At 60.0% G+C, this 23,349-nt stretch carries 19 protein-coding genes; 12 read left to right on the top strand and 7 right to left on the bottom strand.

The window, feature by feature from the left end; all coding sequences use genetic code 11:
- Window positions 1–45: 45 nt before the first annotated feature.
- The 4 genes from folD (at window position 46) to RKE50_RS11220 (ending at window position 2,639) form a co-directional block, all read left to right on the top strand.
- Entirely contained in the window at window positions 46–927 is an 882-nt protein-coding gene (gene folD / locus RKE50_RS11235) for a bifunctional methylenetetrahydrofolate dehydrogenase/methenyltetrahydrofolate cyclohydrolase FolD (RefSeq protein WP_350036533.1), read from the top strand.
- A gap of 59 nt (window positions 928–986) precedes the next feature.
- Window positions 987–1,349, top strand: a complete 363-nt coding sequence (locus tag RKE50_RS11230; protein ID WP_350036524.1) for a hypothetical protein — start codon at window positions 987–989, stop codon at window positions 1,347–1,349.
- Between the two features lie 588 nt (window positions 1,350–1,937).
- Complete coding sequence (locus RKE50_RS11225; protein WP_350036523.1) at window positions 1,938–2,288, top strand: hypothetical protein; 351 nt, start codon at window positions 1,938–1,940, stop codon at window positions 2,286–2,288.
- Between the two features lie 81 nt (window positions 2,289–2,369).
- The gene (locus RKE50_RS11220; RefSeq protein ID WP_350036522.1) at window positions 2,370–2,639 is read left to right on the top strand and encodes a hypothetical protein; all 270 of its coding nucleotides are present in this window, start codon (window positions 2,370–2,372) and stop codon (window positions 2,637–2,639) included.
- A 202-nt stretch (window positions 2,640–2,841) separates the two neighbouring features.
- On the opposite strand, the gene RKE50_RS11215 is transcribed toward RKE50_RS11220, so the two are convergent.
- The 6 genes from RKE50_RS11215 to RKE50_RS11190 are packed head-to-tail and all read right to left on the bottom strand — an operon-like array spanning window position 2,842 to window position 10,054.
- Window positions 2,842–3,993, bottom strand: coding sequence for an acyl-CoA dehydrogenase family protein (locus tag RKE50_RS11215; protein ID WP_350036521.1), 1,152 nt, complete (start codon window positions 3,991–3,993; stop codon window positions 2,842–2,844).
- 3 nt (window positions 3,994–3,996) lie between these two features.
- Window positions 3,997–5,076: a branched-chain amino acid aminotransferase gene (locus RKE50_RS11210; protein ID WP_350036520.1), complete on the bottom strand. Its 1,080-nt coding sequence runs from the start codon at window positions 5,074–5,076 to the stop codon at window positions 3,997–3,999.
- An 11-nt stretch (window positions 5,077–5,087) separates the two neighbouring features.
- Window positions 5,088–6,494 carry a dihydrolipoyl dehydrogenase gene (lpdA, locus tag RKE50_RS11205; protein ID WP_350036519.1) on the bottom strand — a complete coding sequence of 469 codons (1,407 nt, stop codon included), beginning with the start codon at window positions 6,492–6,494 and terminating at the stop codon, window positions 5,088–5,090.
- 1 nt (window position 6,495) lies between these two features.
- On the bottom strand, window positions 6,496–7,803 hold the full coding sequence (locus tag RKE50_RS11200) for a dihydrolipoamide acetyltransferase family protein (RefSeq protein WP_350036518.1): 1,308 nt from the start codon (window positions 7,801–7,803) through the stop codon (window positions 6,496–6,498).
- Window positions 7,804–7,806: 3 nt separating this feature from the next.
- Entirely contained in the window at window positions 7,807–8,820 is a 1,014-nt protein-coding gene (locus RKE50_RS11195) for an alpha-ketoacid dehydrogenase subunit beta (RefSeq protein ID WP_350036517.1), read from the bottom strand.
- Window position 8,821: 1 nt separating this feature from the next.
- Window positions 8,822–10,054 carry a thiamine pyrophosphate-dependent enzyme gene (locus tag RKE50_RS11190; protein ID WP_350036516.1) on the bottom strand — a complete coding sequence of 411 codons (1,233 nt, stop codon included), beginning with the start codon at window positions 10,052–10,054 and terminating at the stop codon, window positions 8,822–8,824.
- Between the two features lie 194 nt (window positions 10,055–10,248).
- Here RKE50_RS11190 and RKE50_RS11185 point away from each other — a divergent pair, with 194 nt between their 5' ends.
- A complete protein-coding gene (locus RKE50_RS11185) occupies window positions 10,249–10,755 on the top strand; it encodes an Lrp/AsnC family transcriptional regulator (RefSeq protein WP_502937888.1) in 507 nt (168 codons plus the stop codon).
- A gap of 164 nt (window positions 10,756–10,919) precedes the next feature.
- On the opposite strand, the gene RKE50_RS11180 is transcribed toward RKE50_RS11185, so the two are convergent.
- Window positions 10,920–11,894, bottom strand: a complete 975-nt coding sequence (locus RKE50_RS11180) for a LysR substrate-binding domain-containing protein (protein ID WP_350036515.1) — start codon at window positions 11,892–11,894, stop codon at window positions 10,920–10,922.
- 187 nt (window positions 11,895–12,081) lie between these two features.
- On the opposite strand from RKE50_RS11180, the gene dsdA reads away from it, so the two are divergent.
- The 7 genes from dsdA (at window position 12,082) to RKE50_RS11145 (ending at window position 22,994) form a co-directional block, all read left to right on the top strand.
- On the top strand, window positions 12,082–13,392 hold the full coding sequence (gene dsdA / locus RKE50_RS11175) for a D-serine ammonia-lyase (protein WP_350036514.1): 1,311 nt from the start codon (window positions 12,082–12,084) through the stop codon (window positions 13,390–13,392).
- Window positions 13,393–13,500: 108 nt separating this feature from the next.
- A complete protein-coding gene (locus tag RKE50_RS11170; RefSeq protein WP_350036513.1) occupies window positions 13,501–15,681 on the top strand; it encodes a TonB-dependent receptor in 2,181 nt (726 codons plus the stop codon).
- A 190-nt stretch (window positions 15,682–15,871) separates the two neighbouring features.
- Window positions 15,872–17,248 carry an aminotransferase class III-fold pyridoxal phosphate-dependent enzyme gene (locus RKE50_RS11165; RefSeq protein WP_350036512.1) on the top strand — a complete coding sequence of 459 codons (1,377 nt, stop codon included), beginning with the start codon at window positions 15,872–15,874 and terminating at the stop codon, window positions 17,246–17,248.
- Window positions 17,249–17,317: 69 nt separating this feature from the next.
- Entirely contained in the window at window positions 17,318–18,772 is a 1,455-nt protein-coding gene (locus RKE50_RS11160; protein ID WP_350036511.1) for an aldehyde dehydrogenase family protein, read from the top strand.
- Window positions 18,773–18,862: 90 nt separating this feature from the next.
- The gene (locus RKE50_RS11155) at window positions 18,863–20,203 is read left to right on the top strand and encodes an MFS transporter (RefSeq protein ID WP_350036510.1); all 1,341 of its coding nucleotides are present in this window, start codon (window positions 18,863–18,865) and stop codon (window positions 20,201–20,203) included.
- Between the two features lie 11 nt (window positions 20,204–20,214).
- Window positions 20,215–21,729 carry a M81 family metallopeptidase gene (locus RKE50_RS11150; RefSeq protein ID WP_350036509.1) on the top strand — a complete coding sequence of 505 codons (1,515 nt, stop codon included), beginning with the start codon at window positions 20,215–20,217 and terminating at the stop codon, window positions 21,727–21,729.
- 38 nt (window positions 21,730–21,767) lie between these two features.
- Window positions 21,768–22,994 (top strand): M20 family metallo-hydrolase, encoded by a 1,227-nt coding sequence (locus RKE50_RS11145; protein ID WP_350036508.1) that lies wholly within the window; start codon window positions 21,768–21,770, stop codon window positions 22,992–22,994.
- The last annotated feature ends 355 nt before the right edge of the window (window positions 22,995–23,349 follow it).

The following is a 23,349-nucleotide window of genomic DNA, read 5'->3' as shown; positions in this document are numbered from 1 at the left end:
CCCAGTGCAAGTGACCGGACATCCGGCGAGCCCAACGTGACCGCAATGATAATTGACGGCAAAGCTGCCGCTGAACGCCTGCGTAGACAGATCGCGGAAGAAGTCGCTCGCCTGCGCGCCACCCACGACCTGCAACCCGGCCTGGCCGTGGTGCTGGTGGGCGAAGACCCTGCCAGCCAGGTATACGTGCGCAACAAGGGCAGGCAGACCCTGGAAGCGGGCATGCTCAGCCACGGACATAAGCTCGATGCCTCGGTGTCAGAGGAAGAACTGCTGACCCTGATCGACACGCTCAATGGCGACCCCTCGATACACGGCATTCTGGTACAGCTGCCGCTGCCGGACCATATCGACGAGCAGAGGGTGCTTCAGACCATCGACCCGGCCAAGGATGTGGACGGTTTCCATCCTCTGAACGTTGGCGGGCTCGCCAGTGGCGACCCCCATGCCCTGGTCCCCTGCACGCCGACAGGATGCCTGCTGCTGCTGCTGGAACAGTTTGACGGCAATCTCTCCGGTCAGAATGCCCTGGTGATCGGCCGCAGCAACATTGTCGGCAAACCCATGGCCCAGCTACTGCTCAGGGAAAGCTGCACGGTCACCATCGCCCACTCCCGCACCCGCGACCTGCCCGCAGTCTGCCGCAAGGCGGATATCGTGGTGGCCGCTGTTGGTCGACCCGGAATGGTACGCGGGGACTGGATCAAACCAGGTGCCGTGGTCATTGATGTGGGCATCAACCGGGTGCAGCGAGAAGGCGAGGACAAGCCGAAACTGGTGGGGGATGTGGCATTTGCAGAGGCGGCAGATGTAGCTGGCGCCATTACTCCGGTGCCTGGTGGCGTGGGGCCCATGACCATTGCCTGCCTGTTACGAAACACCGTCATCGCCGCCTGCCGTCACGCAGAGGTGGAGGGCCAGTTGTAGCGGTGCCACTCAGCCTCAAATGGTGAGTGTCAGAAAACAGTGCAAAAGAAGTATGGGATATGCGAAAGCTACTCGGTTGTATGGTCGGTGTGGTGTTCGCTGCGAGTACCCATGCGGCGGATAGCTACTCGGTCATCAACTGCGGTTCACTGCTAGAAGTCGAGAACAAGAAAGTTCTCAAAGACCAGCAGATTCTCGTCAAGAATGATGTGATCCTCGCCCTCGACCACGATGTGGGTGCGCCTATTGATAGTGAGCAGATCGACCTGTCAAAGCAGGTTTGCATGCCAGGGCTGATGGATACGCATGTGCACATCATGATCGACAGTACCAAAGGGAACCGTGGACTCGCTGAGCGTACCGGAGGAATTTACCTATGCAGAATGGGCTTCGGATCTCAAGCAGCTTGCTTTCGGCGGTGACAATTATGGATTTCAGCATTGGCGCCAGCCCTATGTTTCCACGGGCTTCTTTTACGGAACAGAGTCCGGGCAGCGACTCGAAACGAATCCGATGAGGGATGGGTTTTCCAATGCGCCCATTAGCGATGCACAGCGTTCGGAATTGAACCGCTGGATGTCAGTGGGACCAGAAACACAGCCAAAAGATGTAAACCGGTGGCTGGACTCGATCAGGTACCAGTACTATCTGGAAGAGGTGCTCGGTCTTGACCGGTCGGTTACCGAATAAATCAAGCCACTTATCGATAGCGGCATTGGTCTGGGCGCAGACTGCGTATCGGCCTACGCCTACATGAACATCGCCCTGCTCCGTTTCAAGGGCATCAGCAATTTCAGCATCGGTCCGCGGCACTCTTTTCCCGGCGGTAACGCCGGCTTTGCTCGCTACTTCCTCAAACGGCTAATCCCCGACGCCATCCGCGGCGGCGATAATTTCGACGACATCATCGCCAACGAGTTTGAGACTTTCGCCTTCGACCGGCCATCTAACAAGGTTCGACTTCGCCTGCTGCTTCCTTGGTCCGCGTGGAACACACGGCAGTGGAGCAGGTGGCCATCACCTACGCGCTGGGAGAAAAGCTGTATCGCGTACACGCGCGGGGTGTGGTGGTGGCCGGAGGAGGATGGATCAATCGGCGCGTCGTGCGCGATATGCCCGCGTCACACCTCGAAGCCTGTGGCACTTTCAAGCACGCACCGATGCTGGTGGCCAACGTGGCGCTGAACAACTGGCGCTTCATGTATCGGGCGGAGATCACCGCCTGCATGTACGACGGTGAATTTGGCTATGAGTGCAATATTCGCAGGCCGATCCACACGGCGTCTTACAGGCCGCCGCTACACCCTGACGAGCCCACTATCCTGACTTTCTATGTGCCGTTTCCCATCTTAGGCCTGTAGACCAGGGCGCAGGCCCGCAAGGGTCAGTGGGAACTGTACAGCGCAAGCTTTGCGGACTATGAGCTCCAGATTCGACGGCAGATGACCGAGCTGTTCGGTCAGTTTGGCTTCGACGCCGGGCGCGATATTGCAGGTGTAATCCTCAATCGCTGGGGCCATGCCTACGTGGTGCCAGAGCCCGGTTTCTTTTTCGGCGTTGATGGAGAGCCGGCGGCGCGCGATGTCGTATCGGAGCCGACCGGTCGCATCGCCTACGGTCACTCGGAGATGCGCGGGAACCAGCACTGGGGATCGGCGGCGATGGAAGGCAAGCGCGCGATGCGCCAGGTGCTGGAGATCGCGGGCGTTTGATTGGCGGTTACAAGCCTATCTGATCAGGTGCAGCTGTTCATCGCTATATTGGCCCTGAGTGCGACCAGCGCCATCCAGGTAACGGGATAGCCTCACAGTACATCAACTTGGGTCGTGTATTTTCTTTTGGCGTTAACGTCAGTCTCTGAAGTGAATGCGGGAAGGGCCCCGGGGTCTGCGGCAGCGGTGTCCGGGGCTTAAGTCATGGCTGAAGAACCGACCGTGCAATGATCTGCCGCTGTATCTCGCTGGTACCCTCGTAGATTGAGGTGACGCGGACATCGCGCGCATAGCGCTCGAGCGGGCAGTCCCGCGTATAGCCAATACCACCGACGAGCTGGAGGGCGCGGTAGCACGCAGCGTTCGCCTTCTCTGTGGCGAACAGCTTGGCCATTGAAGCCTGTGGCGCGAAAGGCTCTTTCCGGTCTTTCTGCCAGGCGGCCTGTAGCAGGAGGAGGCGCGCCGCTTCCAGTTCTGTTTTCGTTTCGGCGACCTGCCATTGCAGCCCCTGAAAGTCCGACAGCGGCCTGCCGAATTGCTCGCGTTCCTGTATGTAGCTGCAGGCGTAATCCATGGCCGCCTCGGCAACGCCAAGTGCCAGGGAACCGATGCCGATGCGACCGCCCGCCAGTTCTGCTACCGCTACTCTGTAGCCATCGTTTTCCTTGCCAAGCAGTGCGCTCGCGGGAACCCGGCAATCATCGAAATGAACACTGCAGGTGGCTGAGCCCACCTGCCCCATTTTTTCCTCGGCTTTACCGATACTGAGCCCGAGGCTGTCAGCCTCGACGAGAAAGCAGGAGATTCCCTTGCCGCGCGGCCGGGTAGCGTCCGTTACAGCCCATACGACGAACAAGCCTGCGTAGGGTGCGCTAGTAATCCAGGCCTTGCTGCCGCGCAGCACCCAGTCCTCGCCGTCCCGCTCCGCCCGGGTCGTCATGGCCGATGGGTCAGAGCCCGCGGCAGGTTCGGAGAGGCAGAAGCCCCCTGCCGGATAGTCGCCGTTACAGAGCAATGGGAGGTAGCGCGAGCGCTGTTCTTCGCTGCCGATGGCCTGAATGACCTCCGCGACCATATTGGTGACCGAGACGGTGACTGCGGTGGCAGCGCAGGCGCGTGCAAGCTCGGTGATGGCGAGGCCGAAGCTGACGGTGTCCGCTCCCGTGCCGCCATGATCAGTGGAGATGTTCAAGCCCATGAAGCCGAGCCCTGCAAGTTCTTTCAGGTTGGCCAGGAAGGTTTCATGCCCGTCTCCGCGGTCGAGCGCAGCCGCAGATGGCGCCAGGCGCTCCTCGGCTAAGCGCCGGGCAGTATCTCTTATCGCTGTCTGTTCCTCAGTGAGGGCGAGGTCCATGATCTACTCCGTATCGATGGTCACTGTCCAGCCGTAGGGGTCCGGGCGTGTCCCGTACTGAATTCCGGTGAGGGCGTCATGCAAAGTCGCCGCAACGGGCCCCGTCTTTCCGCTGTTGATCAGGTAGTCTCTCCCGTGATGACCGATGCGATCCACGGGTGCGATGACGGCCGCCGTCCCGCAGCCGAACACTTCTGTAATGGTGCCCGCCGCGATGGCGTCCAGCGCAGCGCCGAGATCGATTTCCGCTTCGACGACTTCATAGCCGAGCGCTGGCGCGAGTTCGAGTACGGATGCGCGTGTGATGCCGGGCAGAATGCTGCCGCTGAGCGCAGGCGTGACAATGCGACGGCCGTCGTAGACAAAGCAGATGTTCATGGCGCCGACCTCTTCAACGAACCGGCCTTGAATCGCATCCAGCCATAGCACCTGGTTGTAGCCCTGCCTGCCGGCCCGCTCGCTCATGGAGAGGCTGGCGGCGTAGTTTCCGCCGGTCTTCGCCTCACCGACACCACCGCGGACAGCGCGGCGGTCATTTTCCGCGACGAGGACGGATACTGGTTCGAAGCCGGTCTTGAAGTACGCACCCACGGGGCTGCATATAACAAAGTGCAGGTAGTCTGCGCTGGCACCAAGGCCGAGCCTGGCGCTACTGGCAATCATGGCCGGACGGATGTAGAGCGCACTGCCGGGCGTATCCGGAACCCAGCGCTCGTCCAGGGCCACCAGGCGCCGCAGTGCTTCGAGGTGGAACGATTCGTCGACGGTCGGCATGACCATGCGCCGTGCCGACGCGTTGAAGCGGCGGCAGTTGTCGAGGGGTCGAAACAGGCGGATCTTCCCATCCGCTCCGCGGTACGCCTTGAGGCCCTCGAAGATTTCCTGGCCGTAGTGAAGCACGGCGGCGGCCGGGTGGAGCGACAGGTTTGACAGCGGGGAAATAGCCGCCTCGTGCCAGCCGCGCTGCTCGCTGTAGCGTTGGCAGAACATATGGTCTGCAAACGTGGCGCCGAAAGCAGGCGCTTCAGGAGCCTTGCCGCGCGCCGACCGGGGGAGCGCATCGATGCTGATCTCTTGGTGCATTGGTGAGGCTCCTAAGCGTGTAATGCGCGACCGAGGCCCGCGAGTGCCGCCTCGGCAATGGCTTCTCCAAGGGACGGATGGCTGTGGATCGTGCCCGCGAGATCCTCCAGCCGGGCCCCCATTTCCAGGGCGAGGCCGAATTCACCGGCGAGCTCGGCTACGTGAGCGCCGACAGCCTGGAGTCCCAGCACCAGATGGTTGTCCTTGCGGGCGACTACCCGGACGAAGCCGCCGTCGTCACCTGCGCCCATCGCCAGAGCCCGGCCCGAGGCGAGTCGGGGGTGCCTGCCGACGACGACGTCATGCCCGGCCGCCTCGGCCGCGTCCGGCGCCAGGCCGACGGTGACGATCTCGGGTTCCGTGAAGCAGATCGCGGGAATGCAGGCGGCGTCGAAGCCCCCCTGCCGGCCGGCAATCAGCTCCGCGACGAGTGCCCCCTGTGCCGAGGCGCGGTGGGCGAGCTGCGGTCCGCTGGTGATGTCCCCGATGGCCCAGACGTTGCGCATGGAGCTATGGCAGCGTTCATCGACCTTGATGCAGTCCCCTTCGAGATCCACGCACAGGTTCTCGAAGCCCCAGCCCTCCAGGCGAGGACGGCGCCCCACGTTGGCCATGGCGTAGTCCGCGGTGATCTCCGTTTCCCCTCCGCCTGCCTTGACCCGCAGGCTGACGCCGTCAGCACTTTCGCTGCAGTCGAGCAGGCGGGCTCCGACAATCGCGGTGACGTCATGGCTGTCGAGCCATTGCGCGACGGGCCGCGTGAGCTCTTCATCGTAACCGGGGAGGATGCGGTCCTGTGCCTCGATGAGGGTGACCTTGCTGCCCAGCTTGGCGAAGGCGATGCCGAGCTCAAGCCCGATGTAGCCCGCGCCGATGATTGCCAGGCGGTGAGGGGTCTCACGCAGAGCGAGTGCGGATGCAGAGGAGAGCACGCGTTCTGAGAACGGTGCCTCGGCAAGCGCCCGGGGTTCGGCCCCCGTCGCCAGTACCACGTGCTTCGCGCGCACGCTCACCGTACCATCGGCGCCGGCCACCTCGCAGGTCTTCCCGTCCAGGAAATGCGCCCAGCCCTGCAGGTGACGCACGCGCTGCTTTCTCAGCAGACCCGCGACGCCCCGCCCGAGCCGCTCGACCACGCTGTCCTTCCAGGCCTGGAAAGCGCCCATGTCCATCGTCGGCTCGGCGCTCAGCTGGATGCCGAACCGGGGAGCCGCACTGGCGGCGCGCATGGTGGCGAACTCGTTTGCCGCATGAATGAGGGCTTTGGAGGGAATGCAGCCCCGGTTGAGACAGGTGCCCCCCACGGCGCCCTCGTCGACGATTACCGTATCCAGGCCCAGTTGGCCGGCACGGATTGCCGCAACATAACCTCCCGGGCCGGCCCCGACGATGAGCACCTCGCAGTCAATTCTTTCCACGTCATTCCTCCAGGAACAGCTCGGCCGGGTTTTCCAGCAGACCCTTCAGATGATGGATGAACTGCGTCGCCTCCCAGCCGTCGATAATCCGGTGGTCGAAGGAAGACGACAGGTTCATCATCTCGCGCGGCGCAAACTGCTGGCCGTTCCAAACGGGCCTTGTTTCCACCTTGTTGATCCCGATGATCGCCACCTCCGGTGCATTGATCACCGGCGTCGTTGCGATACCGCCGTAGGGTCCCAGGCTCGAGAGTGTCAGTGTCGAGCCGGTCAGCTCTTCTCGCGTGGCGCGGCCGGCGCGAGCCGCCTCGGCGAGTCGACGAAGCTCACTCGCCATCTCGCGCAGGCTGAGCGCCTCGGCGTGCCGGAGAACCGTGACGACAAGTCCGCGGTCGGTCTGGGTGGCGATCCCCGCATGAAGTGCGCCGTGGCGCTGAACGAGGTTGTGCTCGTCGTCATAGCGGGCATTGATGGCAGGGTAGGCCTCGATCGCCCTGACCAGTCCCCGAATAAGGAATGGCAGGAGTGTGAGGCGGGGTTCACCTTCGCCGGTGCGGTCATTCATCCGCTGCCTCAGCCGCTGCAGCTCGGTGACATCGACGGCCTCCACATAGCTGTAGTGGGGGATCCGCTGCATCGTGCTCTGCATGCGCCGGGCGATCTCGGCGCGCAGCCCGGTGACGGGAACCTCGTCGATGCGTTTATCCGGCATGCGCCGGCCTGCGGCTTGCCGAGTGCTGCCGTGTTCCAGGTGGCTGTCGAGATCCTCGTGCGTGATGCGCCCGGCGGGACCCGTGCCGGTCAGCTCGCGGAGATCCACGTCCGCCTCGCGAGCGCGCCAGCGCACGGCAGGTGATGCCAGGGGCCGGGCCCGATTGCCACCCGGTGCATGGGTGGTCGTGTCCGGGAACGAGGACTGTGGGGATGTCGACGGCGCAGTGGCCGTGGTGGCGGCCTCGGCCCGATCGGTGTCCACGGGCGCGGATGGCCTGTTCTCGGGCTCGTCGGACGAGGATGCCCGCGTCGATTGCGCCGTCGCTCCCCCGGTTTCACTGACGTTACCTGGCCCCTCGACCTCGAGGGCTACCAGCTCGGCGCCTACGGCCATCACCGTGCCGGCCGGTGCGCCGAGCCAGGCGACCGTACCGTCCACCGGCGAGGGGATTTCCACCGCGGCCTTGTCGGTCATGACGACGCAGAGCACGTCGTCTTCAGTGACTTCCTGCCCCTCGCTGACCTGCCATTCGGTGATCTCGACTTCGGCGATGCCCTCACCCACGTCCGGCATCGTGATCAGGTGTCGGCCCATGCGTTAGTCCTCCATCGCCTTGCGGAAACCATCGGCGACGCGTTCGGCCCCGGGAAAGTAGGCCCACTCCTGTGCATGGGGGTAGGGCGTATCCCAGCCGGTAATGCGCAAGACGGGCGCTTCCAGGTGGTACAGGCAGCGTTCCTGCACGACCGCGACCAGCTCCGCGCCGAAACCGCAGGTGCGGGTGGCCTCGTGCAGCACCACGCAGCGGCCGGTACTTTCGACGGAGGAAGCGATGGCGTCCTCATCGAGCGGCAGGAGCGTGCGCAAATCGATGACTTCTGCATCGATGCCGCTGGCTTCAGCGGCCGCGATCGCCACGTGGACCATGGTGCCGTAGGTCAGCACTGTGAGTTCGCTGCCGGCCCTGGCGACCGTGGCCTCGCCGAGCTCGATGCGGTAGTGCCCGTCCGGGACATCGCTGGCGGGGTGTCGGGACCAGGGCGTCACCGGGCGGTCGTGATAGCCCTCAAAGGGCCCGTTGTAGAGCCGTTTGGGCTCGAGAAAAATCACCGGGTCGTCATCCTCGATGGCGGCGATGAGCAGACCCTTGGCGTCGCGGGGGGTCGATGGCATCACCGTCTTCAGGCCCGCCACGTGTGTGAACAGGGCCTCCGGGCTCTGGCTGTGTGTCTGGCCTCCGTAAATGCCGCCGCCGCAGGGTGTGCGGATGGTCAGCGGGGCATTGAACTCACCGGAGGAGCGGTAACGCAGCCGGGCCGCTTCGGAGGCGATTTGGTCAAAGGCGGGGAGGATATAGTCGGCAAACTGGATTTCCGGCACAGGACGCAGGCCGTAGGCACCCATGCCCACGGCAGCGCCAACGATGCCGAGTTCGCAGATTGGTGCATCGAAGACCCGGCTCGGGCCGTATTTCTTCTGCAGGCCATCGGTGGCGCGGAATACGCCCCCGAAGTAGCCGACGTCTTCGCCGAAAACAACGACGTTCTCGTCGTCTCCCAGCTTGATGTCGAGGGCATCGCGGATGGCCTCGATCATGTTCATCGTTGCCATGTCAGTAGCCCAGTTCCTGGCGCTGGCGCCGTAGGTGGAGCGGCATCTCGGCAAACACGTGGTTGAACATTTCGGCGGTGCTCGGAGCGGGGCCTTTGCCGAGCGTCCCCTTTGCCTCGGCGGCCTTGGCAGCGGCTTTCACCTCCGCGGTGAGTTCCTCCAGAAGCCGCTCGTGACGCGCCTCATCCCAGCAGCCACGACCGATTAGGTGCTGCTTGAGCCGCGCGATGGGGTCGCCTAGGGGCCAGGCGCCAAATTCGTCCGTAGGCCGATACCGGGTGGGATCATCCGACGTCGAGTGGGCGGCCGCGCGATAGGTCACCCACTCGATGAGCGTCGGGCCGAGATTGGATCGGGCGCGCTCGATCGCCCATTGCGAGGCCGCATACACCGCCAGGAAATCGTTGCCATCGACCCGCAGCGACGGAATGTTGAAGCCGTGACCCCGGCACGCGAAGTTTGCCGCGTCCCCGCCGGCGAGACCCTGGAAGGACGAAATCGCCCACTGATTGTTCACCACGTTCAGAACAACGGGCGGACGATAAACAGACGCGAAAACCAGCCCGGCGTGAAAATCACTTTCCGCGGTGGAGCCGTCACCAATCCATCCGCTGGCGATCCGGTCGTCACCCCTGATGGCCGAGGCCATGGCCCAGCCCACAGCCTGGATGAACTGCGTGGCCAGATTGCCGGAGATCGAGAAGAACCCATGTTCGCGCTCGGAGTAGAAGAAGGGCAGGGAGCGCCCGCCAAGCTTGTCGCCCGCGTTGCTGTAGATCTGGCAGATCATCTCCTCCAGCGGGAAATCCTGGGCGATCAGCAGGCCCTGCTGGCGATAGGTGGGGAAGCACATGTCGCCCTTTTCGAGCGCGAGGCGTTGGGCGCAGGCGATGGCCTCTTCACCGCGGCACTGCACGTAGATGGACGTCTTGCCCTGACGCTGGGCCATGAGCATGCGCTCGTCGAAGATGCGCGTCTTCTCCATGGCGCGCAGGCCGTGAAGCAGCTGCTCTTCGCTGAGCGTCGGAGCCCATGGCCCCTGCGCAACGCCGTTATCATCGAGAACGCGCACGAGGCCGAAAGCGTGCTCGCGGATGGTTTCCGGCCGGCAGTCAATCGGCGGTCTTGGCAATTCGCCAGCCACGGACAGCTGCAGGTAGCTGAAATCCGGCGCCGCACCGGGCCGTGCTTTGGGTTCCGGGATGGTCAGGCTCAGTGGTTGGCGCTGCGTCATTCTGTCGTGATTCCCTACGCGTTAACAGACTTTCACAGTAGCACCAGGCTCACCGGCAGGTCATACCAAAGTATCTCGCGATTAATGGTTAGCTTGATTATTTCTGCTAATAAAATGAAATTGTTAGTAATATCGTGCTAATTTCTGGCGAACGTTGTCTTTACCGATAGATTACTACTGGCGGAGGTTCCCGCGTGACTGTGCACAAGCTGGACCAGGTGGATCGAAAGATTCTGGAGGCATTGCAGACCGACGGAGACCTGAGCAACGCAGAGCTCGCGGAGCGCGTCTGCCTGTCGCCCTCACCCTGCTCTCGCCGCGTCCGCATCCTCGAAGAGCAGGGGTTCTTCCGGGGGAAAGTGGCGCTGGTGGACCCGGTACGGGTCGGGCTGCCCGTCAGCGTCTTCGTACAGGTGACGCTGGATCAACCCGTCAAGAAGAGCCTCCAGTACTTCGAGCGCTCGGTGAGCGCCTGGCCGGAGGTGATGGAGTGCTACCTGATGACGGGCGATTTTGACTACCTGCTCCGTGTCGCGGTACCTGACCTCGCGACCTATCATCGCTTCCTTGAAGACAAGCTGACTAGCCTCAAGGGAGTGGACAGCATCCGAAGCAGCTTTTCTCTCAAGCAGGTTCAGTACCGGACAGCCTTGCCCCTCGCACACCTTGTGGCTGAACCCATGAAGACGGTGCAGCGCTGAGAGGCGAGTCAGTACTCCCTGCCAGTTGCAAACCCCTTCGCTCACCTATGCTTCCCGCGACAGAAACGTGTAGAGAATTCGACGCAGGATGACGCAGAGCCCGGGGCGGCTCGAGGCCGGTGGTCTGCTGGCTGGTTCCGTCTCCTGGCTCGGTTTGTGCTCGATCAGCGCCCTTTGCGGGGGCGTGTTCTACGCTCAATGCGAATGCCGGCTTCGCAGAAAGCCTCGAACGCGCTGTAGGTCTTGCTGATTTCCGCTTCAAGCCACGCTATGAAGCTCGCTGCGGGCTCCGTGGCCGCAAGGGTGTGAAGACTTATGACCCTGTACCAGATGCCGGAAGCTGCAATCGTGTCGCCCAGTATGAGCAATTCGTTGCGATGGAGAGCCTCCAGAGCCATTGATGCTCTGCCCATGGCGATGCCTTCGCCCTGCCTTGCTGCTGAGGCTGCAAGATTGGCGAGATTGAAGAATCGTTCTTTCCTCTCGGACGGCAGCGCAATGCCGGCCTCTGCAAGCCAGCAGTCCCATTCGTGCGTTTGTGGCGCGCCCGCCCAGGCTTCCGCGTCGTGGAGCAGTACCGAACGAGAGATCAGCTCAGCAAGCTTTCTGGTGTCACCCGCCTGTTGCATAAAGCTGGGGGCCACGATAGGGAAGATCAGTTCTTCTTGGAGATCACGCGTGTGAAGCTCAGGGTGGTCAAACAAGGGCTCGTAGCGAATCGCCAGATCAGTGCCCGAGCGTTGAAGCTGTTCTCTCGTCGGTGCCTGATACTCAGCGGTGATAGCTAGCTGGATGTCGGGTTGAAGGGCATAGAAGCTGGCGAGGCGCGGCACAAGCCACTCCATGGCGAACGAGGGCGGGCAGCTCACTACAATCCGTACGCTCCGGTCCTCCCCCAGTACCTTCAGTGTGCCCCGCGAAACATCAGCGAATCCTTCGCAGATCGCATCAAACAGTTCCTTGCCCAGGGAAGTCAGCGAGACCCCGCGGGCATGTCGGTGGAAAAGTTTTCGCCCGAGCTGCTCTTCCAGTTGGCGAATACGTTGGCTAACTGCAGCTTGTGTCAGGTTCAGTGTCTGTGCAGCCTGACTGAAAGACAGGTGGTGGGCCACCTCGCGGAAGAAAAACAGGTCAGCCATCAGGTAAGGGGTGACTTTAACGGGAGGCTGCGGCATAGGCTGCATTCAAACCTTTTTGTCTTTTGACTGTGACGCCGGGCTGACTAAATATAAGTAACACTTATGGCACGTAGTAGATTCTATCACTTGTCCCTGGTCCGGGCGACCAGCAGGCTGGCTGCGAGAGCGTGGCGATGGAGCCAGGGTTTTGAGTGTCTTCGAAGCAGAATTGCGCAGTGGAGTACCGCTGTTTTGGGCCAATCCAGGTTATGCGCGGCAGCCCGCAGGCCAGTGCGACGTTGCAATCAGCAATGAAGCCTTCGAAGCAGCCTGCCGGGCCTGGGCCGGCATGCAGCCACTTTTTGCTACGCTGTTTCCGGCAGTTGGCGCTGACGGGGGCATATCCTCTCCGCTGGTCCCGATCCGACACCACATCGGTGCCCCCGCGACTTCTCATCTGCTCCTCAAAGAAGATCACAAACTGCCTGTAGCAGGCTCCATAAAGGCCAGGGGTGGCTTCTACGAGGTAGTCTGCCATGCTCTGGATGTCGCTCGGGAGAGCGGTTTGGTGCAGGCAGGTGACCCACCGGTCGCTCTCGCGCGGCCTGCGGTCAAGGCCCTGTTGAGCAAATATCGGCTCTGTGTGGCCAGTACGGGCAATCTTGGGCTCAGCGTCGGGTTCATAGGTAAAGCGCTTGGGTTCGAGGTTGATGTTTTTGCATCCCGGGAGGCCAAAACGTGGAAGCTCCGTTACCTGAAGGAACTGGGTGCACAGGTGCATCTGGTGGCGGGAGACTATCTGAGTGCCTTGAAGGGCGCAGCTGAGCTGTCCGGTTCGGACACCCGCAGTTATTTCGTCGATGACGAACGCTCTCGCAGGCTTTTCCTGGGTTACAGCGCGGCTGCTCCAGAGGTGGCATCGCAACTGCTAGCCGGGGGTTACCGTATTAGCCGTGAGCAGCCCCTGGCAGTGTATTTGCCCTGCGGTATTGGTGGGGCCCCCGGGGGTATTGCTTTTGGACTGAAACAGCTATTCGGCGATTCGGTGCATTGCTTTTTTGCAGAGCCCGTCGCGTCTCCCTGCATGCTGGCTGCTCTGAGCAGTACTGGGCGACCTCGTCCCTCGGTGTATGACTACGGACTGGATAACTGTACGGAGGCCGATGGTCTTGCAGTTCCAAGAGCCTCGCCGCTCGCCGCCGGGATGATGCGGGGCATGCTGTCTGGCATCTATACGGTCGCTGACAATGAACTGCTGGTTGATCTGGCGGACGTCAAGCGATTTCTGGGTGAGCGTATCGAGCCTTCCGCCGCAGCGGGTATGGCCGGACCGCGGCGCCTGCTGGGCAGTGCGGCAGGAAAGCGGTACCTCCGCGATAACAAGCTCACTGGCCGGCTGAAGTCTCTGGTCCACGTCGTGTGGAGCACGGGCGGAAGTCTGGTTCCCGAGGCCGAGCACCAGGCGTGGTGTATTGCTGCAGAGACACTGCAGCGGGAGCGGGCCCTTGTATCAACCTGAGGCTATTTTGTTTTGAGGGTTATCTGGGCCCTCAGGGCCTTGCGGGTCCATGTGGCGTCAGACAGTCGTCAACCTGAAGTTCAAACCGCGTACATAGGGGGAAGGCAAGTGAAGCAAGGTAGCGAGAAAGAAAGAATGAAGCATGGCCGGGATTCGGAGGTCAGACCGTCGAGGCTTACGGCCCTGGCTACTGCTATCGTAATGGCGGGGGCCGGTGCAACGGTGGCGATCGGCGCAGAAGACGAACAAACAACAGCATCATCGCAGGCACCTCGCACGCTTGAAGAGGTAGTGGTGACTGCGCAAAAGCGTGGAGCGCAAAGTCTTCTCGAGGTGCCGATTTCGATCTCGGTCCTTTCTGGAGACAGCCTGGACGGGGCCACCTTCCAAGGCGTCGCTGAAGCACTCACTACCGTCCCAGGTATGACGCTGTACACGGAAGGGCAGAATGGCGGCAGTAAGCTCTCCGTGCGTGGGGTGACTGCTGGTGGATCCCTCTTTGCCGGAAGCGGCACGGTTGCCTACTACGTCGATGAGGTGCCCTTTGGGCTGGTGAAAACCGCAGTTGTGCCAGACGCTAACGCTTATGATCTGGAACGCGTCGAAGCCCTTCGCGGGCCCATGGGCACGCTTTATGGCGCCAGCGCTTTGAACGGTGTCGTTCGGATAATGAGCAAGCAGGCGGATCTCGAGGATTTCGAATTCAAAGCTCGTACCTCCATCTCGAATACGAAAGACGGGGGCGACAACTACCGCGCAGATATGGCGGTGAATATTCCGATCATCGAGGACAAATTGGCGGCCCGTGCCGTGATCGGTTATAGCGACCTCAGTGGCTGGATTGATAACTCGATTAACTCCGATACCAATGATGGGGAGCTCAGCAACCTGCGCCTTAACATCAAGGCACAGCCTACCGACCGGTTGAGTGTTGAGTTGACGAATTGGTTTTCACGCAATGAATTCGGCGCGCCTTCCGTGGCGCCGGTACCGCTGAGAAGTCCGTCTACGATAGATGAGCCACTTTCCAACGACTACAACCTGCATGGCTTGACCGTCCGGTACGAATTTGATGGTTTCACGGTCACCAGCGCGACCAGTTATATGGAGTATGAGTCACGTGGTCTGCAGGATATTGCCGCAGGCTTTGCAACGCTATTTACCGGTCTGTTCAGTGAGGTGTTCTCACAGGAGATTCGCCTGCACTCCACGGGCGAAGGCGACTGGCAGTGGTCTGGTGGCGCCTTCTATCGTGAGGCGAAGGATGACCTGCTGCAGACACTGCCCGAACTGTTGCCTGCGCCTATTGCCTGGACAGACGAATCTGAATCTGTGGCGATTTTTGGGGAGCTTACGCGGCTGTTCAAGGGCGGCGATATCGAGGTGACCGCCGGTTTACGCTACTTCGAAGACGATGTCGGCGTCTTCGAGACGGTGCGGAACACGGGTGTTGCTTCCGAGCCGCTGATCGCTGCCACGAGCTCTTACGACACGATCACTCCGCGTCTACTTCTGTCCTGGGCGCCGCGGGATGACATGAAAGTGTACGCCTCCTATTCGCGTGGTTTCCGAAGTGGCTTCGATCAGAACCCTCTTGTCCTGACCGTCGCCCCCGATTTTACTGCGGTGGAGGAGGACACGCTCGACAATTATGAGCTCGGTTTCAAAGGAAGCCTGTTCGAGGATCACCTGCTTGTCGATGCCTCCGTCTACTACATGGATTGGAGCGATGTGCAGCAGACGGTTGGGGTCCCTCTTGGACCGGACGTTACCGTTATCACCCCGATCAACGCAGGCGATGCGAGCGGGCCGGGTATCGACCTCGGCCTGACCTACAATTCGCCCGTTAACCTGCAGGTCGGCGTCACCCTCAGCTGGAACGACCTGACGCTGGATTCGGAGGTGCTCTCGGAGGGTGTGGTGTTGTTTGATGAAGGGGACCGTCTGAGTGATTCGTCGGAGGTGACAGCAGGGGTATTTGTGAAGTATCTGCTCAATCTCCCCGCCACTGGGCTCTCGGCAGAGCTGGCTTATACTTCTAACTATCACAGCGAGATGGTCAGCCGGTCGGTGTCTGGTGGCTCGGCTTCCCTGACCGAGGCAAATACGATCCTTAATGCGAGGGCCTCGGCCAAACTTTTCGGCCAGGACGACTGGGTAGCAACGCTGTATGTTGACAACCTCTACAATGAGCAGGGAACTGTCCAGGCATTCCCCGGGGAGGATGTGCTGCAGTCAAGGCTTCGCCCCAGGACCATCGGTTTGCAGTTTGAGTATTTCTATCAATAGCATTCTGGGCTCTCACGCACGCTTGACCGGGTAGCCGGTTGCCTCCGGCTCCCGGTCTCCCCCCTTTTGCCGTTCCTGCGCGTCATCTCGTGCTGACGCCGGCAGTACCCAGGCGTCGGCACCTAACCTGCGTAGTGCCTGCTGCGCCGCGGCTGGGCCATGTCGTCCGGAAACATGAAAGAGGCTTCATATGTCAGACCCGAACATCACCACCGAACTCCTTTGGCACCCCTCCACGCACCCGAACCGTCGTCTGCAGACTCAGGGGCCCTTGAATATCGTTCGCGGGAGCGGTGTGTATGTGACTGACGCTGCGGGGAAGCAGTATCTCGACGCCAACGCGGGCGGGTTGTGGTGCGTTAACGTTGGTCACGATCACCCCAAAGTGAAGGAGGCTATTAGTAAACAGCTCGACGAGCTAGCCTTCTTCCAGATATGGAACGGCGTCAGTCATCCTCCCGCTGAGGCCTTGGCCAGGAAGCTGATCGAGGTCACCGTACCTGAGGGCATGGCCAGAGTATTCTTCACCAGCGGCGGCTCTGACTCGACGGAGCAGGCCATGAAACTGGCTCGGCAGTTCCATCTCATTAATGGTGAGGAGTCGAGGAAGCGGTATATTTCCTTGAAACGTGCCTATCATGGCGTTCACGGGGGTTGCCTGAGTGTTGCCGGGCAAAAGGTGTTTAATCATCTCTATGGCCCGGTGCAGCAGGGCAATATCAGTATCGACCCGCCATGGTTGTATCGCAATCAGTGGAGCTCTGAAGATCCCGAACAGCTGGTGGGTTACTCGATTCAACAGCTGAAAGCGGAGATTGAGTACCATGGACCTGAGACTATTGCGGCGTTAATCGCTGAGCCGATCATCGCCAACATGATGATCATACCGCCTGAAAGCTTCTGGCCCCGTTTGAGGGAGGTCTGCGATGAGTACGGGATTCTGCTTATCGCTGACGAAATCGTCTGCGGGTTTGGCAGGACCGGGGAGATGTTTGGCAGCCGGCTCTGGGATACGGCGCCGGATTTCATGTGTATGGCAAAAGGTCTATCCTCGGCCTACGTCCCTCTTGGTGCTGTCGCGGTTGGAAAACGTGTTGCAGACATCTGGGAACGGAACGAATCACCGGATGGCATGATCTATTCCGCCCTTACCTACGCGGGACACCCCCTCGCATGCGCCGCGGCGAAGGCAGCGATCGAAGTGGTCGAAGAGGAGGGGCTTGCAGAGAACGCGGCGCTCCAGGGCAACTACTTGCTCAATAAGCTCAAGCGCTTTGAAAGCGAATTCCCGTGCGTGGGTGACGTTCGCGGTCGCGGCCTCATGCTTGCCATCGACCTCGTCGCTGACAAGGCGACCCGCGAGCCAGTGGATCCGGGTAGTGAAGGCTCCATCGGACTGCCCGCACTGATATCGATCAAGGCGCGGGAGCACGGGCTGCTGGTTCGGCCGCTAGGGAGCATGATTATATTGTCCCCGGCTCTCGTCTACAGCCAGGAGCACTGTGATGAATTGGCATCAATCCTGTCGCGCTCTATCGGGGAGGCACTCCAGGCCATGAAGGATTAAGCGCAGCGCTGGCAACGCGGGGCGGAGCTGCGCTGCCGACACACATTTTCAGAGAAAGAGTTATCAAAGATGTCCACAATTGACGGTGCCTTCATTAAGGGAAAATTCGCGGCCTGCTCCTCGGACGAAACTTTCCCGGTCATCAATCCATCTGACGGAAGTGCCTTGTACGATCTGCCGTCCTGCGGCCGAGGGGAGGTTGATCAGGCCGTGCAGGCGGCTCGTGACAGCTATGAAGCGGGCCAGTGGTGCGATCAAGGGGCATCGGAAAAGAAGAAAACGCTGCATCGTTTTGCAGACCTTGTCGAGGACAACGCCCCGACGCTGGATCTCCTTGATGCTGAGGAAATGGGTAAGCCGCTCTCGCTAGATATCTGCACGGGGAGACAGGCAGCGGATTTCCTTCGCTTCTATGCGGAGTCTGTGGACAAGGTCTATGGGAAGCTATTCCCCGGTGACAGCAAGAGCCTCGCCTACGAGCAGCTTGTGCCAAGGGGGGTCGTCGGGGCAATCATTCCGTGGAACGTTCCGACGTTCAGCACACTCGTCAAGATGGCGCCGGCACTGGCGGCCGGCAACTCTATCGTTCTCAAACCATCCGAGCATTGCTCCAGAAGTGCATTCATGATCTCCCGCCTGGCGCTTGAGGCCGGCCTGCCTGAGGGTGTTGTGAGCTGTGTGCCTGGCCTCGGCAGCTCGGTCGGTGCCGCGCTCGCGATGCACGGAGATGTCGACATGATTTCTTTTACCGGGTCCAGTGCAGTTGGAAAGCAGGTTCAGGAACTGGCGGGACGCTCGAACATGAAGGTCGTGCTGGCGGAATGTGGCGGCAAGTCACCTCACCTGGTGTTCAATGATTGTCCTTCGCTCGCTTTTGTGGCCGATGGCATTGTCAAGCTCATTGCGTCCAACCAGGGGCAGCTGTGTGTCGCCGGTTCCCGCCTGCTGGTGCACAAGGATGTTGAGCAAGAGTTGCTGCAGATGATCGTGGAGCGCTTCGAGGCCCTGAAAGTCGGAGCGGCAAGCGACAGGGATACGACCTTCGGACCCTTGGTGTCATTAGAGCAGCGGGACAAAGTCCTCGCTTACGTCGATGCCGGCCTCCAGGACGGTTGTGAACTGGTTTACGGTGGGAAGGCTCTTCTCGAGGAAACGGGAGGAAGCTTCTGTAGTCCGACGGTGTTCACTGCTGTGCCGCCCAAGGCGCGTATTTTTCAGGAAGAGATCTTTGGGCCCGTGTTGGCGGTTTCGACCTTTGAGTCCGTCGAAGAGGCGATTGCTCTTGCCAATGGCACCGAATTCGGGCTTGGCGCTTATGCATGGAGCAGCAGCCTCGCCGTGATCCATCGACTGATCACGGGGGTGAAGACCGGTATCGTCATCAATACCTCAGACCGTGTCGGGGAGGGGGCTGGCCTGGCTGCAAGCTACGAGGGCTACAAATATTCAGGCATCGGGGCTGAAGGGGGTCTTCCGGGCATGAAGAGTTATCTTCGAAGAAAATTGGTGGTGGTTAATCATTGACGGCAAGCAATGGGCTCGGGTTGACGGCTTCACGCGGCACAGTGTGATCAGCTCGACCGGTTTGATCCGAGTGAGCTCAAGGCGTCTGTCTTGAAGGCGGGAACCTTAAAACAGGTTGTCGCCTACGCGTCGCCAGCGATGGCGACGGCGTTCATTCTGAACCCGGTCTGGAGCATTCTCCCGGGGGTATACGCGAAAGATTACGGCTTTGATCTTGCCCTGTTGGGGTCGATAGTTCTGATAGCTCGGGTTTTCGACGCGATAACCGACCCGGTGATCGGCTACCTTTCGGACCGTCGAAGAGAAAGCGGGGGCAAGCGAGGGAACTGGGTGCTGCTTGGTGGTAGCTTCTTTGTCATTGCCTCCTCTCTGCTTTACATGCCGACTTTGCCGGTCTCTGAGGGAAAGGTGCTCTTCTTCTTTCTGCTTTTCTTCCTTTCGTACACCATCATTGATATTCCCCACTACTCCTGGGGCTCGGAGATCAGTACAGACTACGACGCGAGAGCCTACACTTATAGCATCCGAACGGCTTTTGTGTTCTGCGGGCAAATTTTATTTTATCTGATCCCGCTGGTCACGGGAGAGGGCGAGTACAACGCTGAGACCCTGCGCTTCGCGGTCTTTTTCGGCGCCGTATTAATGGCCGCAACCTTGTTCTTCAGTCGCCATTTTGCGCCTGACAAGGCGCGTGAGTCGCGGTCACTGCCCCGTAGGCCGTACGGTCGGGTCTGGCGGTTGATCACGGGTAACCTCCCGCTTCTGATTTTCGTAGCGAGCTTTCTGCTGGCCGGTATGAGTCTGGGTATGTGGTGGGGTCTACAGTTCATCTACCTCGACAGCTATCTGAAGCTCGGTGACAAGATTCCCATCATCTTCATTACCGGCGACGTTGCTGGCCTGCTCGCAATACCGCTCTGGTTCCTCCTGGTTCGTCGCACCAGTAAACGTTTCGCCATGCTCTTCGGCATTGTTTTGAACGTCGTAATGATCTTGGCCTGTCTTCTTGTCTCTCCCGGAGTCAGCTGGCTTGCTCCCCTTGTGATCGTCGTCGGTGTCGCTATGGCGTCATCTAACTTGAACGTCGTTTATCCAGCAATGGTTGCGGACATTGCGGATTATGGTGAACTGAAATTCCGTCGCGACGTCAGGGCGACCTACTTTGCGGTTGTGCTTCTTACTTACAAGTGTGCTTTCGGCGCGGGGTCGGGGCTGGCGCTTTACATCCTGGGTCGCGCCGGCTTTGACCCCGCCGCCGGAGAGCAAGATGCCGCTGCAATACTAGGCCTGCAAATCGCCTTCGTGCTCATGCCAGTACTGCTGGCGGTTTCTGCTTGTGTCTTCGTTGCCCTGGCGCCGATTTCGAAAGCGCGGCACTCGATCATCAGCAAGAGACTGAATCGCGAACCATCGATGCTGGCTGAATCATAAGGAGACTTGTCGTGAGGGTTTATGGTGCTTGTCTGGCTACGGAAACTAATACCTTCAACGCCACTCCGACGCGTTATGCGGATTTCAATGTCATAGACAGGGCGGATCTGCTTTCCGGTAAGGTCGGGTTCGAACAAGTACAGCCTATCGGTTTCTGGCGCGACTGGACGGAGGCCGCGGGGGGAGAGTATACGCCCGGCCTCCATGGCTTCGCTCAGCCAGCGGGAAAGACCGTGCAGGAAGACTATGAGCTCCTGAAATCGATGCTGGTCGAGGATATCGAAGCGACCGGGCCTTTCGATATCATCCTACTGTTCCTGCACGGCGCCATGGTGGCTGAACAGGTGGATGACTGTGAGGCGGACATCCTCACTGCCGTGAGAGGAACGTCGAGTGGCCATGCCGTTGTCGGTGTGTTTCTCGACCTGCACAGTCATTTGACTCCCGAGATGCTCTCGCTTGCCGACCTTTTTGTTTCTCATAAAGAATATCCCCATACCGATGTAGAGCCCCGGGCGCGGGAGGTCTTTGACCTGTCTTTGGCAGCTTATCGGTCATCCGTCAGGCCAGTGATGGAGATGTTCGATTGCCAGATGATTGGCATGTATCCCACCAACCTTTCGCCCATGGAGGGCTTCGTCAGGCAGCTGCAGCACTGCGAGCGTCGCCCCGGCGTGCTTTCGGTGTCGCTCTGCCACGGCTTTCCCTTCGGGGACGTCGCAAGCGGCGGCACAAAAGTTCTCGTCGTTGCCGACAACGACCGAGAGCTGGCGAAAACCACGGCGCAGGAACTGGGTCGCGAGATCTATGCGCTGAGAACACAAATCGGCTTCCCCTCACTGGATCTCGCCGCCGGCATGAGCAGGGCGCTTGCTGCTTGTAAAGCGGAGCAGGTGGGGCCTGTGGTCGTGGCTGATCAATCGGATAACCCTGGAGGCGGCGCGCCCGGTGATGCCACCTTCATGCTCGAATCCATTTTAAACCAGGGACTCGATAATGCCGCCTACGCGATGATTTACGATCCGGAGAGCGTGGCGGTATGCGCCTCTGCGACTATCAATGCTGAAGTAGATCTCGTTGTCGGGGGTAGGCTCGATCCCGTTAACTCGGGGAAGCCTCTCGCGCTTAGAGCTACACTGCTTGGATTCCTGCCTGACTATCAGCATCGCTTCCCGCAGCCCGGAGGTGGCGCACAATACTGGCCTGCGGGTGACATCGCGATGATCCGCAGTGCAGGGGTGACCATCATTCTTTGCAGCGTGAGGGGGCAGTGTTTTTCGCCCTGCATTTTTGACGACCTCGGCGTGGACGCCAGGACCTTCCAACTGATCGGGGTGAAATCCAATCAGCACTTCTACCGTGCCTTTGCGCCTATTGCCAGCGAGATTATTTATATAGCAGGGCCCGGAGCTGTACCTCCTGTTGCGGGGCGGCTGAACTTTGCCAAAATGTCTACGTTCGACAAGTTTCCCTGGAATCCCGACCCCCTCGGCTTAGGCGACGCTCTCGTTGGCTCCTTTGAGTGACTTGATGGGTGTAATTCCTGGTTTATTAGTGGAGAGTTATGGTGCTCAGGGTCAACGAAGAACGGTTATGGGAGAGTCTCGAAGCTATCGCCGAGATCGGCGCAACAGAGGGCGGTGGCTCCAGCCGTCTTGCGCTATCTGAGAACGATGCCAGGGCGCGGAAGCTTTTTATTTCGTGGTGTGTAGAGGCGGGCTGTGATGTTGACATTGATGCTATCGGCAATATTTTTGCTACGCGGAAAGGCCGTGAGCCGGATCTATCCGCTGTGGCAACAGGGAGTCATCTTGATACGCAGCCATTGGGTGGCCGCTTCGATGGAGTCTACGGGGTTCTTGCTGGGCTTGAGGTAATAAGATGTCTCAATGAGCGGTCAATCGAGACACGAAAGTCTGTTGTGGTTGTTGTCTGGACCAATGAAGAGGGCGTTCGCTTCAACCCCGGGCTTACCGGCTCTCAGGTCTTCTCTGGTGCGTTGCCTCTCGCTGTAGCTCACGACCAGGTCACGCTGGATGGTACTACCGTTTACGAAGATCTCGTAGCCACAGGCTTCCTTGGCGAAGGCGATAGCTGCTCAAGGAAGTTTTCGGCATTTATCGAGGCGCACATCGAACAGGGTCCGATCCTTGAAAAGGCTGGGATGGATATTGGTGTAGTGGAGAAGGTTCAAGGCATCACTTTCATTGAAGTAAGCATCAGGGGTGAGAACGGGCACGCCGGGACCCTGCCGATGGAGGAGAGAAAAGATGCCTGCATGGCAGCCTGCGAGATTATCGGTGAGGTTGAAAGACAGCTCTGCCGGCTAAGCGCAGATCTGCGGGTCACTTGCGGGCGTTTCACCCTGACGCCCTCCTCGATCAGCACTGTGCCGGGAGGGGCAGACTTCACCTTTGATATCCGACATCCTGATGAGTCGGTCATTTCGGCCTCGCTCGCGGCGGTAGGCGACATTGTCGAGGCTGTCGCCCGCAAGCGGGCGGTAGAGGCGGGTGTTACGAAGAGCCTACATAAGGCGCCCGTCTCTTTCGATCCGAGGCTGACGCAGAAAGTTGAAGCGGCTGCCGACACTCTCTCTTTGAAGTCGATGCGCATGGTCAGTGGGGCTGGTCACGATGCGATGAATCTGGCAGCGGTTGCACCGTCTACAATGATTTTCGTTCCAAGTCTTAGTGGTATCAGTCACAACGAAGCGGAATATTCTTCACCTGCTGATCTGGCTAACGGTGCTAGCGTGCTGTTGCAGACGATTCTGGATGAGTCTTGCTGACGCTGTCCCCTGGGAGGCTTCTGCGGCCTATCGCACTCACCAGCTCGGGGTCGGCGATGGCCATCGACTGTAGCGACGAATTTACAGGAAGGCGTTGGATGGAAGGGGTTGTCGTGCAGCAGTGAGTCGAATTCGCGACCCTTATGGGAAGAATTGTTGGGGGGGCGCACGCATAACTCCCTGTAAAATATGGATAAAGCGAAGTAATGGTACGGGAGACCTGCCCCGATTTGCTGTTGTGACGCGTTGCGACAAGTTGCAAAACCTCAATATATACATACGGTTATGATGTTTTCTTGTTGTAAGCCTGTGTCAGCTGTTGTCACCTATAGCTGGTACAGATGGGGGAACATAT

It is taken from the genome of Pseudohaliea sp. (genome assembly GCF_040217025.1).
Lineage (GTDB): Bacteria > Pseudomonadota > Gammaproteobacteria > Pseudomonadales > Halieaceae > Pseudohaliea.
This window is presented reverse-complemented; position numbering and strand designations above follow the sequence as displayed.